Origin of the sequence: Paraburkholderia tagetis (genome assembly GCF_022213065.1) — a bacterium.
Classification (GTDB): Bacteria; Pseudomonadota; Gammaproteobacteria; order Burkholderiales; family Burkholderiaceae; genus Paraburkholderia; species Paraburkholderia tagetis.
Window position 1 is genome coordinate 169,224 of sequence record NZ_JAKLJA010000004.1, and the last position, 15,302, is coordinate 184,525.

Sequence of the window (15,302 nt, forward strand, 5' to 3'; positions counted from 1 at the left end):
CACGTTCATGCATGTGCCGTCCGCGCCGCGCGCGAAGGCCGTGCTGCCGGGCGCGCACGGAGCAACTCCGGCGGGTCTGGAGCTTGTCTGCTACACGAGGGGTTTCATGTTTTTTCGTTCCGGCAGCATGCGGTTTCCGCCTGGCTCGCGGGTGAGTGGTTCGGGCCGCAGCCGCGATCTCGATCGCATCGAGCTCGATCTTGCCCGCGACCGGCACGCACGCGCGGCCATGGAAGCCTATGCGGATTCGTGCGAAGCCGAACTGCCCTGGCTGAGCGAGGTGTTGCGCCAGTCGCGCTTCGGCCGTTCGGAGAGGTTGACTCAGTGCCCATCGACGGTATTGCGCACCTTCGTGCTCGCTCAGGCGCGCGCCGCGGCGCAGCCTGATTATGCGCATGCCGCGTGGGAGCACGTGCGCCGGCAACTGGCCGCGCTGCTTTCCGAAGCGCCAATGGCCGAGCCGGCAGCGTCCGAAGTGCGACATGCGGCTGGCCAGATGAGCCGGACAGCGTCCCGCGAGGCCGCCTCGGCGGACGACCCGTATGCATTGGGCGCGGCGACCGGCACGGCGGGCGACCCGCCGGCACGCCGCCGAGGGTGAGGTCCGCAAATGCGTCGGGCGGGGCATGTAAGGTCGCGCCGCGTTCAATCGGGGGCGTTTTCGACTACCATGAGCGAAAACTGGTTCCCGATCTCTTCATGCAAATTGTTGGGTAGCGCACTCCCATTCGTTTCGAGATGCGGCGAGAGTGGCGCCCGGGCTGTGCGGTGGGGCCGCACGGCAAGGGATGGGGGATGCAGGCCGGCTATCGGGTATTTACCGGTATTTATCGGGTATCGCAGGGCCGGCCCGTCCCGGGAAGATGAATAACGACACTGGGTGCAGGACATTATGAGAATTGCAGTACTCGACGACGATCCGGCACAGACCGATTTCGTCTGCCAGACGCTGACGGCGGCTGGCCACGTCTGCCACGCGTTCGCCAAGGGCGGCGAGCTCGTCAAGCAGCTTCGGCGGCAGACATTCGACTTGCTCGTGCTCGACTGGAACGTTCCCGATATGGCTGGCGACGAAGTCCTGCACTGGGTCCGCCAAAGCCTGTCCACGCGCTTGCCCGTCCTGTTCATGACGAGCCGCAGCCGTGAAGTCGATATTGCTCAGATGCTCAACAGCGGCGCCGACGACTACGTGGTCAAGCCGGTCTCCGGGCCGGTCCTGCTCGCGCGCGTGGGCTCGCTGCTGCGCCGCGCGTATCAACTGCACGCGCCTACGCAGAAAGAAGTCTTCGGCGAATACGAATTCGATCTGAAGTCGCGCCAGGCAGCGGTTGGCGGCAAGCAGGTGGCGCTCACGCAAAAGGAGTTCGAGCTCGCGCTCCTGCTGTTCCAGCATCTGAGCCGGCCGCTCTCGCGCGCGCACATTCTCGACGTGATCTGGAAGCAGTCCGACGATATCCCGTCGCGCACCATGGACACGCACGTCTCCATGCTGCGCTCGAAGCTCGGCTTGCGCCCGGAAAACGGCTATCGCCTCACACCGATTTACGGCTACGGCTACCGCCTCGAGCGCATCGAGGGGGACGCGGCGTGAGCGGCCACGGGTCGGCGCACTCGACTGCGCATCTGGCTGCATACCCGGCCGCGCCTGGGCGCGTGAAGATGGCCGTTGCGCTGTCCTGGCCCAGCCCGGCTGGCCCGGCACCGCTCCCGCGCGCGGCGCGCGCACACTCGCCGCTTACCGGCGCGCTCGCCTGTGCGCTGGCGTTGGGGCTGCTGCCCGCTGCGGGCCGCGCCGAAGCCCGCAAGCCGCAGGGCCAGACGCCGGAAATGGCCGTCTACGTCACGCGGCCCGGCGATTCGCTCTACAACGTCGCGACGCGCTATCTGCGCAATCCTGCCGACTGGACCCGGCTCGCACGCATCAACCGCGTGAGCACGCCGCGCCACTTGCAGCCGGGCACGTCGCTGCGCGTGCCGGTTGCGCTGCTGCGTCAGGACCACCTGAGCGCGCGCGTGATCGCGACCTCGGGGCCGGCGCGCCATGCGTTCGGCGGCGGGCGGTTGCTGCCGCTCGTCGTCGGCGGGACGCTCGTCGAGGGCGACCGCGTGCAGACCGGCGAGAACGGCTTCGCCACACTCGAACTCGCCGACGGTTCGCATATCGTCGTCCCGCCGGGCGCATCGCTCGACCTTGCCACGCTGCGTCAGACCGTGCTCACCGGCTCGACCGACCGCGTGATCGACCTCCATCGCGGCCAGGTGAATACCGAGGTCACCAAGGCCACCCGCAAGGACGATCGTTTCCAGATCCGCTCGCCTTCGGTGGTGGCGGGCGTGCGCGGCACGAGCTTTCGCGTGAATTACGACGGCGACAAAGGCTCGACCGCCGTCGAAGTGATCGAGGGCGCGGTAGGCGTGGACGCGGCGTCGCGCGGCCAGGCCGCGTCGGTCGCACCCGCGCCGGGCACGCCGCTCGCGGCTTCGTCGCAACTCGTCGCGGCGCGCCACGGCAGCATCACGCTGGCGGGCGGCGCGGTGGGCGTGCCCGTCGCGCTGCTCGACGCGCCCGATCTGCTCCATCCTTCGAAGGTCCAGGACGATGAAGCGGTCGCGTTCGATCTCGCGCCCGTCAAGGGCGCGCATCGCTACCATCTGCAGATCGGCCGCGACGCGGGCCTGCTGGACCTGATCCGCGACACGCACTCGGACGAGCCGCACGTGACCGTGGGCGCGCTCGAGGACGGCACGTATTTCGTGCGCGTTTCCGCCATCGACGAAAACGGCCTCGAAGGCATGCCGTCCACCTACGCGTTTCAGCGCCGGCATCTCGCGATGGGCGCCTCGGCGGGGCAGGTCGAAGGCACGCGCGACTACGCGTTCCGCTGGTTCGTCGACCAGCGCCGCGCCGGCAATACGCGTTTTCGCTTCGTGCTCGCCACGTCGGCGGACCTGCGCGCGCCGCTCGTGGACCGCACCGACATCGCCAACGGCGAGGCCGTCGTCAGCGATCTGCCGAAGGGCGTCTACTACTGGACGGTGATTGCCGAGCAGTTCGAAGGGGGCCGCTACTTCCAGAAGGCCAGCCCGGTCCAGTCGTTCCGTCTCGACTGATGAGGCGCTCGCGCATGAGTGCGAGCGCGCGTCCCCGCTCCCGCCTGGGCCGTCCAGTCGGGCGGCGCTTTTTGTTCGAGTGGGTGGGCGTCGCATGCGCGGGCATTGCCGTCGTGCTGTTGAGCGTGGTGTGGCACTGGACGCTCAGCGCCGACCATCTGGTCTACGACCGCTTTCTGGCCGCCCGCGAGCGGCCGGTCTCGCCCGACATCGTGATCGTCGAGATCGACAACGCGAGCGTGGCCGCGCTGGGGCGCTGGCCCTGGCCGCGCAGCCTGCACGCGCAGCTCGTCGACCGGCTCGCGAAGGCGGGTGTGGCCGCCGTGGTCTACGACGTGCTCTTCACCGAACCTTCTCCTGACGACACACGCCTTGGCGAGGCCCTGCGCGAGCGCCCCGCGTATCTGCCCGTGCTGCTTTCGCCCGCCGACGAAGCCGACCACGGCCGCCGCGAGGTCGTGAAGCCGGTCGCGCCGCTCGCCCAGGCCGCAGCGGGTCTTGGCCACATCAACCTCGAAGTCGACAACGACGGCATCGTGCGCAGCGTCGCGATGTTCGAAGGCGATGCGCAGCAGCGCTGGCCCCAGTTGATGGTGCCGCTCTGGCGCGCCGTGCGCGGCGGCACGATTGCGCTTGCCGACCTCGCCGGCGCGAGCAGCGCCGCGGCCACTGCGGCCACTGCGGCCCCTGCGGCCGACACCAGGCTCATGAGCGCGGGCGGTCCGGATAGCGAGGCGCGCTTTCTGCTGCCGTTCAGCGCCAACACGCTCAGCTACCGCAAGGTGTCGTTCGAGCAAGTGCTCGAAGGCCGCGTGCCGCCCGATCTGCTGCGCGGACGCGTGGCGCTGGTGGGCGTGACGGCTTCGGGCTTGTACGACCGCTTCGCCACGCCGCTTTCGGGCACGCTCGGGCCGCTGCCTGGCGTCTATATCCATGCGCTCGCCCTCGATACGCTGCTGTCGGGCACGGCCATCGAACCGGTCTCGCCGACAGCCGTCGTGCTCGCCTCGCTGTTGCCGCTCGCGCTGGTGCTGGCCGGTTTTCTCGTGCTTTCGCCGCTGCGCACGCTGCTCCTGCTGCCGTTGCTGGCGCTGCTCTCGCTGGCCGGCAGCGCCGCGCTGCTCTATTACGCGCGCATCTGGCTCACGCCGGTGCCGGCGATCGTTGCGCTCGCACTCGTTTATCCGCTCTGGAGCTGGCGGCGCCTCGAAATGACGATGGCGTATCTGCGCAAGGAACTGCGCCAGCTCGCCGACGAACCCTACCTGCTGCCCGAGGCGCCCACGCCGCCGCGCGAGTTCGGCGGCGACGTGCTGGCCCAGCAGATGGCGCTGATGGCGCAGGCCGCGCAGCGCCTCCAGGACATGCGGCGCTTCGTGTGGGACAGCCTCGATTCCGTGCCGGAGCCGCTCGTCGTGGCCGATCTGCGCGGCGTGGTGCTGATCGCCAATCACGCGGCGCGCGCCTGTTTCGCTCGCCTGAACGTGAGCGCCGCGGAAGGGCGCGCAATGCCCGAGGTATTCGGCGATCTCGCGCTCATGAAGCCCATCGACCCGAACCCCGAGACGCTGGCTTTCGCCCATGCGCACTGGCCCGCGCCGCTCGATCCCGCGCGCGGCGAGTTCGCGCAGCTCATGGAGCGGGGCGTGGAAGTGCGCGCGCGCGACGGCAGCGATTACCTGCTGCGCTACGCGAGCTGCACGAACGCGCAGGGGCAGGCGGTGGGCTGGATCGCGGGCCTCGTCGACGTGACCGCGCTGCACGATGCCGAGCGCCAGCGCGAGCACGCGCTGCGTCTGCTGTCGCACGACATGCGCTCGCCGCAGGCGTCGATCGTGGCGCTCGTGGAGACCGAACGCGAGCGCGGTACGATCGCCGCCGCGCCGGTGCGCGAGGTGATGGAGCGCATCGAGCGCTATGCGCGCCGCTCGCTCACGCTCGCCGACGACTTCGTGCAGCTCGCCCGCGCCGAGTCGCAGGAATATGCGCTGGAGCCGACCAGTCTGACCGAGCTTGCCATCGACGCCAGCGACGAAGTCTGGCCGCAGGCGAGCGCCAAGCAGATTCAGATCGAGACCGCATTCGACGGCGAGGAGATGGGCTGGATCAACGCCGACCGCTCGCTCATGACCCGAGCGCTGGTCAATATTCTGAACAACGCGGTGAAATACAGCCCACCCGAAACGAGAATTGTCTGTAGTATCGCAGTCGCGGATGGTCGGACCCCGCGCGTGATCTGCTCGATTCGCGACGAGGGCTATGGCATCCCGCTCGAAGATCAGACCAAGCTGTTCCAGCCGTTCCGCCGTTTTCATGCGGGCCAGCGGCCCGAGGTGAGTGGCGCGGGGCTTGGCATGGCGTTCGTGAAGACGGTCGTGACGCGTCACGGCGGCGAAGTCCACGTAGAGAGCGCGCCGGACCAGGGCACGACGGTGACGATGTCGCTGCCGGCGCTCGATGGCGCGGCTTGATGACACTGCTGATGATCGATTACGCCGCCTGATCCGGCCAAATGGCGCAAGAAGTGCGCTGGCAACGATTCCGATGGAGTTCCCCGTGAAAGTCCTGATGACGATCTGCACCTTGTCGACGCTGGCCGCGCTCGCCGGCTGTGCAGGCGCGAGCGCCGACGTGCGGGCAAGCGGCGACCTGAGCGCGACGGACGCGGCGGCCGCGACCTACCGGCTCGCGCGCACGCCCGCGCAAGACGACGCCGGCGAGCCGCTGCCTTACGAGCCGCTGCTGCGGGCCGGTCTCGCGCAGCGCGGCTTCAAGGAGGGCTCGCCCGAGGCGGCGCACTACCTCGTTTCCGCGGCATGGGCCTCGCGGCCCGCCGACGTCGCGGTCTCAACCGCTAGTTGCACCGGCGGTTGCGTGCCGTCCGAAGGACCGTCGTTTCCGTGGTTCGGCACGCGCTACGTGCATACGCTCACGTTGCGTTTCTTCGCGCTGCCGGATGGTCACGAAGCCTACAAGGTGAGCGCGGAGAAACGCGACCGCGACGCCGACGCGCAGAAAGCGCTTCCCTATCTGGTGGCCGGCGCGCTCGCGCGGCTGCCCTACGCGGGCGCGCCGCAATGGCGCGTGAAGCTGAAGGAGGCGGCGCCTGCTGCGAACCAGACCGGCACACAGGCCGGCGCGCCCGCCATGCCCGATGTGATCTCCGTTACGCCGCTTGCGCAATGAAGCTGATTCTCATGTCCTGAGTCACGTCCTGAGTCCCTGAGGCAACGCCTGCCCGCAGGGAGCGGGCTTTGCATGGAGTCGGGAATCAGGCATGCCGGGGTTATACGGAACCCGTACCGGTTACGCGGACCCCGTACCGGTTACGCGGAACCCGTACCCACGCTTTCGCCTGGCGGCGCGTCTTCGGTCTGCGCGTCAGGCCAGCGGTTTTCATACACGCATTCGCCGAGCGCGCGGCGCTGCGCCCAATGCTCGATCTCGAGCATCGGCTTCGGATAGAACTCGGCAACGTGGCCCACGCAAAGAATGGCCACCGGCTTCGCGCCGGCCGGCATGCGCAGCAGCGCGCGCACTTCGTCCACGTCGAAGATCGACACCCAGCCCATGCCGAGCCCTTCGGCGCGCGCCGCGAGCCACATGTTCTGGATCGCGCAGGCCACCGAGGCCAGGTCCATCTCCGGCAACGTGCGGCGGCCAAAGATGTGCGCGTCGCGGCGGTCCATCAGCGCGACGACGAGCAACTCGCCGCATTCGCGCATGCCTTCCACCTTGAGCTTCATGAATTCGTCGCGACGCTTGCCGAGCGCGTCGGCGGTGGCGAGGCGTTCGCGCTCGACGGTCTCGTGCAACTGCTCGCGCAATGCCGCATCGGTGATGCGCACGATGCGCCACGGCTGCATGTAGCCCACGCTCGGCGCATGGTGGGCGGCGTCGAGCAGACGCGCGAGCACCGCTTCGTCGATGGGGCCGGGCGTGAAGTGCCGCATGTCGCGCCGTTCGTAGATCGCACGGTAGACCGCCGCGCGCTCGGCTTCGTCAAAGGGCTGTGCCATGAAAGAGTGCGGCCGTGAAAGCCGGGTTGGAAGGCCAATAGGCGTGCATATAGGTCGCGACGATGGCGCCGTGCCGATAGAGCGGCTCGCCGTCCGCGCCGGTTTGCGCGTGGCGCGCGCGCAGCGCGGGCGCGAGTGGCGTGCTCACGCGCGAGTAATGGAACGTGTGACCGGTGAGCATGCCGTGCGTGCCGTCGAGCCGCTGCATGCCGAGTGCGGCGAAGCGCTTTTGCATCGTGGCTTCGCCGGGCAGAAGGCCGAGCATCGGCGTGCGCGTGCCGTCGACGCCGGTGAGCGCGTCGAGCAGATACAGCATGCCGCCGCATTCCGCTATGAGCGGTCGCCCGGAAACTGTGTGCGCGCGCAACGAATCCGCGCTGCGCATATTGCGCGCGAGTGTCGCCGCGTGCAGCTCGGGATAGCCGCCGGGAAGGTAAATCGCGTCTGCGCTCGCGGGTGCGGATTCGTCGGCGAGCGGCGAGAAAAAGCTCACGCGTGCGCCCAGCGCTTCGAGCAGCGCGAGATTCGCCGGATAGATGAACGAGAACGCGGCATCGCGCGCCACGGCGATACGCATGCCGTCGAGCAGGCGAGGCACGGACGCGAGGGTATCCACATCATCCACATCATCCGCATCGTTCGAATGAAACTCGACGGCTGGCGGCAATTGCGCGAGTTCGGTTTGCGCGAGGGCGTCGGCGGCCCGTTCGATGCGCGCATCGAGATCGTCGATCTCGCTCGCCTGATGCAGGCCGAGATGCCGGTCGGGCAGCGCAAACGCCGCGTCGCTCGCGACGTGGCCGAGCCAGCGAATATCGGCGGGCAGTCCTTCCTGGAGCATCTGCGCATGACGCGGCGAGCCCACGCGGTTGGCGAGTACGCCATGAAACGGCACGTCGGCGCGATAGCGCGCGAGCCCGAACGCGATCGCGCCGAAGGTCTGCGCCATCGAATTCGCGCTGACGATGGCGGCCACCGGCACGCCGAATTTCGCGGCCAGATCGGCGCTGCTGGGCGTGCCGTCGAACAGGCCCATCACGCCTTCGATCAGGATGAGATCCGACTGTGCAGCCGCTTGCGCGAGCAACGCGCGGCAGTCCGCTTCGCCCACCATCCACAAGTCGAGCGACATCACAGGTGCGCCGCTCGCGCGCTCGAGAATCATCGGGTCGAGAAAGTCGGGGCCGGTCTTGAACACGCGCACGCGCCGTCCCATGCGCCGGTGCAGGCGCGCGAGACCCGCCGTGAGCGTGGTCTTGCCCTGGCCCGACGCGCTTGCGCTGATAAAGAGCGCGGGGCACGCAATCGCTGTTGCGACGGCTGCCATCGCGTCAGAACTCCACGCCCTTTTGCGCTTTTACGCCTTGCTCGCGATACGGATGCTTCACGAGCCGCATTTCGGTGACGAGGTCGGCGGCTTCGATCAGCGCATCGGGCGCGTGACGGCCCGTGACCACGACGTGCTGCGCGGGCCCGCGCGCGGTGAGCACGCCGAGCACTTCGTCGAGCGGCAAATACTCGTACTTGAGCACCGTGTTGAGTTCGTCGAGGATCACCATGCCGTACTCGCCGCTCTCGATCATGTGCTTCGCGGCGTCCCAGCCCTTGCGCGCCGTGGCGATATCGGCGTCGCGGTTCTGCGTGTTCCAGGTGTAGCCGTCGCCCATCGTGACGAAGTCGCAGTGCGCGACGCTGCCGAGAAAATCGCGCTCGGACGTATGCAGCGCGCCCTTGATGAACTGCACGACGCCAAGCTTCATGCCGTGGCCCAGCACGCGCACCGCCATGCCGAATGCGGCCGTGCTCTTGCCCTTGCCGTTGCCGGTGTTGACGATGAGGAGGCCCTTCTCGTGCGTCGCCGAAGCCTGCTTCTTTTCGTGGCCTTCGCGGCGGCGCTGGGTCATGCGTTGGTGGGATTCGGGATCGGTTTTCATCGTCGCGGGTCAGTCCTGTTTGGCAGCTTGCGTTGTGGTTTTCATTGCGGCGGGTGTGTCTGCTGCGGTGTCCGGCAGTGCGGCTTGGGCGCAAGCCGCGAGCGCGACGGTCACCCCGTCCAGCGCGAGCTTGCCGCGCACGAGCGGGCCGCCTTCCGCTGCGAGCCGCGCGCACGGCTCGCAGACGCCTTCCACGCCGAAGCGCGCATGCGCTGCGCTGCTTGGCGCGGACTGCACGCCCGTGGCCCTCAAACGTTCGCGCGCGAAGGCTTGCAGTGGCAACGCGTGCGCGGCGCAGAACGCGAGCAGTGCGGGCTCGGCGGCTTTCGCGTCGAGCGTGGCCACGGTCTTCACGCGTGCGAGCGGCCAATCGCCTAGCGCCGCGTGCACGGCCGCCTCTACCTGCGCGAGCGTCACGCCGCTGCGGCAGCCGAGGCCCAGCGCGAGCGGCGCCGCATTGTGCGCTGATGTGGGGGCTGCTGGCAAGGTGTCGATGGGCTGGGAGCGGTTCACGTGAAAGCGCGCGTTCGAGGGCGCGGCATGCGCCGCGCGCAGGACGCATTGCGCGGCTTTGGCTGATGGAGTGCGATGCAGTGCGTGCGATGCGGCCCGGACGCGCGAATACGATAGCACACGCATTCGGGCCTTCGCGCATGCGCCGCGCCGCGCCAGGGGTAAAGCCGGAGTGCGCGCGGCCGGCCTGCGCGCGGGCCGCCGTGCGGCTCATGCCGCGCACGCATTGCCTATTCCGCTGCTTACTCCGTTGCTTACTCGTTGTGCACGCGTTGTTGACGCGCGCGCGGCCCGCGCCTACACTCGCACGCACTCTGGTGCTCGCGTGCGCTTACGTTCTGCACGCAGTTAAACGGGAATCAGGGAGCCATCCCACCAAGGGGCTTGGCCAACCTGAACTGCACCCGCAACGGTACAACGAGCGCATCGGCTGCAAGGTCGATGCAAGCCGCTTCGAAGCATGCATGGCATGCGTGATGCCACTGCGCGAGCGGGCCGCAAGGTCCGCTGCGCGGGAAGGCGAGGCGGCGCTTCGTCAGTCCGGATACCGGCCAGATACGAGGGACGCGCGCTGCGGGTTTGCGGCGCCGGGTCCATGATTTTCATGCGTCAGCGGGGCTTTGCCCGTGGCGCGTCTTTGCGTTTCACCGTTGTGCAAGCCTTGCTGCGTTTGACGGCGCAGCGCAAAGACGTGCGCGCGAGCCCCGCGCGGCGCATCCCACCTGCGGCCCACGAGCCGAAGGAAAAACTTCATGCAAACGCAGCACATGCGCAAGATTCCCGTCACCATCGTCACGGGCTTTCTCGGCAGCGGCAAGACCACGCTGCTGCGCCACATCCTCCAGCACGCGGGCGGCTTGCGCGTGGCCGTGATCGTCAACGAGTTCGGCGAACTGGGTATCGACGGCGAGATCCTGCGCGGTTGCGGCATTGGCTGCGACGAGAGCGGCAACGAGAAAGCGGGCGCGCTCTACGAATTGGCCAACGGCTGCTTGTGCTGCACCGTGCAGGAAGAGTTTTTCCCGGTGATGGAGCAATTGCTCGAGCGGCGCGGCGAGATCGATCACGTGCTCATCGAGACCTCGGGCCTCGCGCTGCCCAAGCCGCTCGTGCAGGCTTTCAACTGGCCGTCGATTCGCAACGCGTTCACCGTCGATGCGGTCGTGACCGTGGTCGATGGCCCCGCCGCCGCGAGCGGCCAGTTCGCGGAAAACCCGCAGGCCGTGGACGCTCAGCGCAAGGCCGATCCGAATCTCGATCACGAATCGCCGCTGCACGAGTTGTTCGAAGATCAGCTTTCGGCAGCCGATCTCGTCATCCTCAACAAGACCGACCTCATCGACGCCGCCGCGCAGGACGCGCTCATCGAGAACCTGCGCGGGGAACTGCCGCCGCAAGTGAAGATCGTGTGCGCGCAGCACGGCCAGCTCGATCTGCACACGCTGCTCGGGCTCGAAGCGGCTGCGGAGGAGAGCATTCATCTGCGGCACGATCATCACGGTTCCGCCGACGATCCCGATCACCATCACGACGACTTCGATTCGGTCGTGGTGCAGGGGCACGCAAGCTCGCGCGAAGCCGCGATCGAGGCGCTGCAAAAACTCGTGGACGCGCACACGATTTATCGCGTGAAGGGCTTCGCCGCGTTGCCGGGCGCACCGATGCGTCTCGTGATTCAAGGCGTGGGCCGCCGCTTCGACAGCTATTTCGACCGTCGCTGGAACGCGCAGGAAAGCGCGGCGCAACAGGACGGCACGATGGCGAGCCGCTTCGTGCTGATTGGCGAGGACCTCGATGCAGCGGTGCTGCAACGTGCGTTCGAAGCCGCGCTCGCTGCGCTGCAAACCGCGCCGGCGCAATGAGCGTGCATCTGCCGCATTCCTGTAGGCCCATTGATTCACTGATTCACTGAAGCACGCGAGAACGCCATGCATTTGCTGCGCACCACGCCGGGCGGCTTCGTCGACGACACGCAGGGCGTCGTCCGCATCGACCAGCAGCCCGCCGAGATCGTCGTGCTCAGTTCCGCCGACACGACGCTCGCCTTGCTCGCGAGCGTCGTGTCGCGCCTGCCCGAAGGTTTCCCGAGCGTGCGGCTCGCGAACGTCACGTATCTGCGCCAGCCCGCCTCGGTGGACTTCTATGTCGACGATGTCTTGCAGCACGCGCGCGCGGTCGTGGTCGATCATCTGGGCGGCGAGACGTACTGGCCTTACGGCATCGAGCAAGTCGTCGCGCTCGCGGAAAAGCGCGGGCAACTGCTCGCGATGTTCTCGGGCGACTTGCAGGAAGACCCGAACCTGATCGCGAAGAGCCGCGCGCAGCCCGAGTTCTGCCGTCTGCTGTGGCGCTATCTGCGCGAAGGCGGCGCGGCCAATGCCGAGGGTTTTTTGCGCGCGCTCGCGTGGCATGCGTTCAAGTGGGGCAGCGAGCCCGCGCCGCCCGTGGCGCTGCCCGCCGCCGCGCTGTATCACCCGCAGCGCGATATCGCGACCATCGACGACTGGCGCGCGCGCTGGCAGCCGGGCGCGCCCGTGGTGGCGATCCTCTTCTACAAGGCGCATTTGCAGGCCGCCAATACGGCAGCATTCGATGCGCTCATCGACGCGCTGGCCGAACGCGGCATGAATCCGCTGCCGCTCGCCATCACGTCGCTCAAGGACACGCTGAGCCGCGACGTGCTGGAGCGCCTCGCGGCGGAGCACGATGTCTCGCTCGTGCTCAACACCACGGCGTTTGCGGCCTCGTCGCTCGACGACCCCGAACCGCTCGCACTAGCCGGCGACGCGCCCGTGCTCCAGGTGATCCTGAGCGGCAGCAATCGCGCCGCCTGGATCGCGGACAATCACGGCCTCAATTCGCGCGACATCGCGATGCATATCGCGCTGCCCGAAGTCGATGGCCGCGTGATCACGCGCGCGATCAGCTTCAAGGGGCTCGCGTATCACTGCAAGACGACGCAAGTCGATGTGGTGCGCTATCAGCCCGATGCGGAGCGCGTGGCGTTCGTCGCGGAACTCGCGCGGCGCTGGTGCAGGCTGCGCCAGGTGCCGAACGCGCAAAAGAAACTCGCCCTCGTGCTCGCGAACTACCCGATGAGCGAAGGGCGCATCGGCAACGGTGTGGGGCTCGATACGCCGGCATCGGTCGTGGGCATCTTGCGCATGCTGCGCGACGAAGGCTATGGCGTCGCCGATTTGCCCGAGGACGGCGAGGCGCTCATGCGCACGCTCACGCAGGGCGTGACCAACGACTCCGGCACGCGCGCGCTGCGTCCCGCGTGGCAGAGTCTCGCGCTCGATGCTTACCGCAAGCGCTTTTCGCAATTGCCGGTGGAAGCGCAGAACGCGCTCATCGCGCGCTGGGGCGCGCCCGAGCAGGACCCCACGGTGCGCCGGGGCCGTTTCATGATCGCGGGCTGGCGCTGCGGCCAGGTGTTCGTCGGCATCCAGCCTTCGCGCTCGCGCGGCGACGACAGCTACGCCAATTATCACGACGCCGATCTGGTGCCGCCGCACGCGTATCTCGCGTTCTATTTCTGGCTGCGCGATACCTTCGGCATCGATGCGATCGCGCACGTCGGCAAGCACGGCAATCTCGAATGGCTGCCGGGCAAGAGCGTAGCGCTGGCCGATACCTGCTGGCCCGACATGGTGCTCGGGCCGCTGCCGCATCTGTATCCGTTCATCGTCAACGATCCAGGCGAGGGCAGTCAGGCCAAGCGGCGCGCGCAGGCTGTGATCGTCGATCACCTGATGCCGCCGCTCACGCGCGCGGAAAACTACGGGCCGCTACAAGACCTCGAACGCCAGGTCGATGAGTATTACGAAGCATTGATGGTCGATCCGCGCCGCGCGAAGTTGCTGCGCAAGACCATTCTCGCGACGATCATCGAGCATCGCTTGCATGAGGAACTGAGCGTTGCGGCGCCGCAGGATCAGCAGGGCGAGGACGAGTTGCTGACGCGCGCCGATGCGTATCTGTGCGAGTTGAAAGAAGCGCAGATTCGCGATGGCCTGCACACCTTCGGTGTTTCGCCGCAAGGTGCGCAGCGGCGCGATACGCTGCTCGCGCTGGGCCGCTATCCGTGCGGCGACGGGCAGGGCGCAAACGCGGGGCTGATCGATGCGCTCGCGCGAGATTTCGGCATCGATCATCTGCTCGATCCCGCGAACGTCGACTGGGCTGCGCCGTGGACCGGACCGCGTCCCGAGCGACTCGCGGCGGTAAGCGACGCGCCGTGGCGCCATGCCGGCGACACGCGCGAGCGGCTCGAAGCGCTGGCATTGGCGCTGCTTGCGCATGTTTGCGCAAGCGAGTGCGCCGAACTCGACGAAGCCACGCCAGCGCTGCCGCACGCGGCGCGCGTCATCGCGCGCCTGCGCGACGACGTGCTGCCGCGCCTCGACGCCTGCGGCCCCGAGGAATTGCGCCAGCTGCGCCGTGGTCTCGAAGGCCGCTTCGTGCCGCCCGGCCCGAGCGGTGCGCCTTCGCGCGGCCGTCCCGACGTGCTGCCCACGGGGCGCAACTTCTATTCGGTGGACACGCGCGCCGTGCCCACGCAGGCGGCGTGGTCGCTCGGCATGAAGTCGGCGCAGCAACTCATCGAGCGGCATCTCCAGGAGCACGGCGACTATCCGCGCGCGGTGGGGCTATCGGTGTGGGGCACGGCGACCATGCGCACCGGCGGGGACGACATTGCCCAGGCGCTCGCGCTGATCGGCGCGCGCCCGAAATGGGCGGCGGGCAGCCAGCGCGTGATCGACTTCGAGATCATGCCGGTGGAAGCGCTCGACCGTCCGCGCATCGATGTCACCTTGCGTGTTTCGGGCTTCTTTCGCGACGCGTTTCCCAACGTGATGCATCTGTTCGATGCCGCCGTGCAGGCCGTGGCCGAACTCGACGAGCCCGAGCATCTGAATCCGCTGCGCGCGCGTATCTTGCGCGAACGTGACACGCTCGTCGCTCAAGGCATGGACGCGGACGAAGCGCGCCGCCGCGCGGGCTGGCGCGTCTTCAGCGCGCGCCCGGGCGCGTATGGCGCGGGCCTGCAATCGATGATCGATCATCGGCAATGGCAGACCGATGAAGATCTCGCGCACGCGTACCAGGCTTGGGGCGGCTATGCCTATACACAGAAGAGTGCCGGCGACGAGGCCCGCGATGTCTTCCGCACGCGCCTTGCCACGCTCGATGTCGTGCTCCAGAACCAGGACAACCGCGAGCACGATCTGCTCGACTCGAACGATTACTACCAGTTCCAGGGCGGCATGGCGGCAGCGGCACGGCACTTCTCGCAGGCCCAGCCGAGCCTCTATCACGCCGATCACAGCAATCCCGCCGCGCCGCGCATCCGGCCGCTGCATGAGGAGATCGCGCGCGTGGTCCGCTCGCGCGTGGTGAATCCGAAGTGGATCGAAGGCGTGAAGCGCCACGGCTACAAGGGCGCGGCGGAGATGGCGGCCACTGTCGATTATTTGTTCGGCTATGACGCGACGGCGCGCGTAGTAGGAGATCACCAGTACGCGCTGGTCGCGACCGCCTACGTGCACGACGACGACACGCGCGCCTTCTTGCAGCGCCACAACCCGCACGCCTTGCATGCGATCTGCGAACGGCTGGTCGAAGCGATGCAGCGCGGCCTGTGGCAACAGCCCGGCGAGCATCGCGCGCAACTCGAACACCATCTGCTCGAAGCCGAGCGGCACATGGAGGAATCCTGAAC

The 15,302-nt window shown here is 68.0% G+C and carries 11 protein-coding genes and 1 riboswitch; of the genes, 7 read left to right on the forward strand and 4 right to left on the reverse strand.

All coding sequences use genetic code 11. The features are described 5' to 3' along the window. The first annotated feature begins 106 nt into the window (after positions 1 to 106). From L5014_RS07820 to L5014_RS07840, 5 genes are all read left to right on the forward strand, one after another. The gene (locus L5014_RS07820; protein ID WP_238463012.1) at positions 107 to 601 is read left to right on the forward strand and encodes a hypothetical protein; all 495 of its coding nucleotides are present in this window, start codon (positions 107 to 109) and stop codon (positions 599 to 601) included. A 291-nt stretch (positions 602 to 892) separates the two neighbouring features. Next, complete coding sequence (locus L5014_RS07825) at positions 893 to 1,591, forward strand: response regulator transcription factor (RefSeq protein ID WP_238463013.1); 699 nt, start codon at positions 893 to 895, stop codon at positions 1,589 to 1,591. Then, positions 1,588 to 3,111 (forward strand): FecR domain-containing protein, encoded by a 1,524-nt coding sequence (locus tag L5014_RS07830; protein WP_238463014.1) that lies wholly within the window; start codon positions 1,588 to 1,590, stop codon positions 3,109 to 3,111. Before L5014_RS07825 ends, L5014_RS07830 begins: the two co-directional genes overlap by 4 nt. Then, the gene (locus L5014_RS07835) at positions 3,111 to 5,582 is read left to right on the forward strand and encodes a CHASE2 domain-containing protein (protein WP_420800029.1); all 2,472 of its coding nucleotides are present in this window, start codon (positions 3,111 to 3,113) and stop codon (positions 5,580 to 5,582) included. The genes L5014_RS07830 and L5014_RS07835 overlap by 1 nt, the downstream gene beginning before the upstream one ends. An 85-nt stretch (positions 5,583 to 5,667) precedes the next feature. Further along, positions 5,668 to 6,297, forward strand: a complete 630-nt coding sequence (locus L5014_RS07840) for a DUF4136 domain-containing protein (protein WP_238463016.1) — start codon at positions 5,668 to 5,670, stop codon at positions 6,295 to 6,297. 140 nt (positions 6,298 to 6,437) lie between these two features. On the opposite strand, the gene bluB is transcribed toward L5014_RS07840, so the two are convergent. Genes bluB through L5014_RS07860 form a run of 4 tightly spaced genes read right to left on the reverse strand, consistent with a single transcriptional unit; the run spans position 6,438 to position 9,550 of the window. Then, positions 6,438 to 7,130, reverse strand: coding sequence for a 5,6-dimethylbenzimidazole synthase (gene bluB / locus L5014_RS07845; RefSeq protein ID WP_238463017.1), 693 nt, complete (start codon positions 7,128 to 7,130; stop codon positions 6,438 to 6,440). Beyond that, a complete protein-coding gene (locus L5014_RS07850; RefSeq protein ID WP_238463018.1) occupies positions 7,114 to 8,457 on the reverse strand; it encodes a cobyrinic acid a,c-diamide synthase CobB in 1,344 nt (447 codons plus the stop codon). The genes bluB and L5014_RS07850 overlap by 17 nt, the downstream gene beginning before the upstream one ends. Before the next feature lie 4 nt (positions 8,458 to 8,461). Continuing rightward, entirely contained in the window at positions 8,462 to 9,064 is a 603-nt protein-coding gene (cobO, locus tag L5014_RS07855) for a cob(I)yrinic acid a,c-diamide adenosyltransferase (RefSeq protein ID WP_238463019.1), read from the reverse strand. Between the two features lie 9 nt (positions 9,065 to 9,073). Next, positions 9,074 to 9,550, reverse strand: a complete 477-nt coding sequence (locus L5014_RS07860) for a cobalamin biosynthesis protein (protein ID WP_420800038.1) — start codon at positions 9,548 to 9,550, stop codon at positions 9,074 to 9,076. Between the two features lie 325 nt (positions 9,551 to 9,875). Beyond that, positions 9,876 to 10,147: riboswitch (cobalamin riboswitch) on the forward strand. A 182-nt stretch (positions 10,148 to 10,329) separates the two neighbouring features. On the opposite strand from L5014_RS07860, the gene cobW reads away from it, so the two are divergent. After that, entirely contained in the window at positions 10,330 to 11,439 is a 1,110-nt protein-coding gene (gene cobW / locus L5014_RS07865) for a cobalamin biosynthesis protein CobW (RefSeq protein WP_238463021.1), read from the forward strand. Positions 11,440 to 11,505: 66 nt separating this feature from the next. Continuing rightward, positions 11,506 to 15,300: a cobaltochelatase subunit CobN gene (cobN, locus tag L5014_RS07870; RefSeq protein ID WP_238463022.1), complete on the forward strand. Its 3,795-nt coding sequence runs from the start codon at positions 11,506 to 11,508 to the stop codon at positions 15,298 to 15,300. Positions 15,301 to 15,302: the final 2 nt, after the last annotated feature.

What these genes read in the sequence shown, in the direction of transcription:
- L5014_RS07820 (WP_238463012.1), top strand. Translation starts at nt 107, where the DNA reads ATGTTTTTTCGTTCCGGCAGCATGCGGTTTCCGCCTGGCTCGCGGGTG.
- L5014_RS07825 (WP_238463013.1), top strand. Translation starts at nt 893, where the DNA reads ATGAGAATTGCAGTACTCGACGACGATCCGGCACAGACCGATTTCGTC.
- L5014_RS07835 (WP_420800029.1), top strand. Translation starts at nt 3,111, where the DNA reads ATGAGGCGCTCGCGCATGAGTGCGAGCGCGCGTCCCCGCTCCCGCCTG.
- bluB (WP_238463017.1), bottom strand. Translation starts at nt 7,130, where the DNA reads ATGGCACAGCCCTTTGACGAAGCCGAGCGCGCGGCGGTCTACCGTGCG.
- L5014_RS07850 (WP_238463018.1), bottom strand. Translation starts at nt 8,457, where the DNA reads ATGGCAGCCGTCGCAACAGCGATTGCGTGCCCCGCGCTCTTTATCAGC.
- cobO (WP_238463019.1), bottom strand. Translation starts at nt 9,064, where the DNA reads ATGAAAACCGATCCCGAATCCCACCAACGCATGACCCAGCGCCGCCGC.
- cobW (WP_238463021.1), top strand. Translation starts at nt 10,330, where the DNA reads ATGCAAACGCAGCACATGCGCAAGATTCCCGTCACCATCGTCACGGGC.
- cobN (WP_238463022.1), top strand. Translation starts at nt 11,506, where the DNA reads ATGCATTTGCTGCGCACCACGCCGGGCGGCTTCGTCGACGACACGCAG.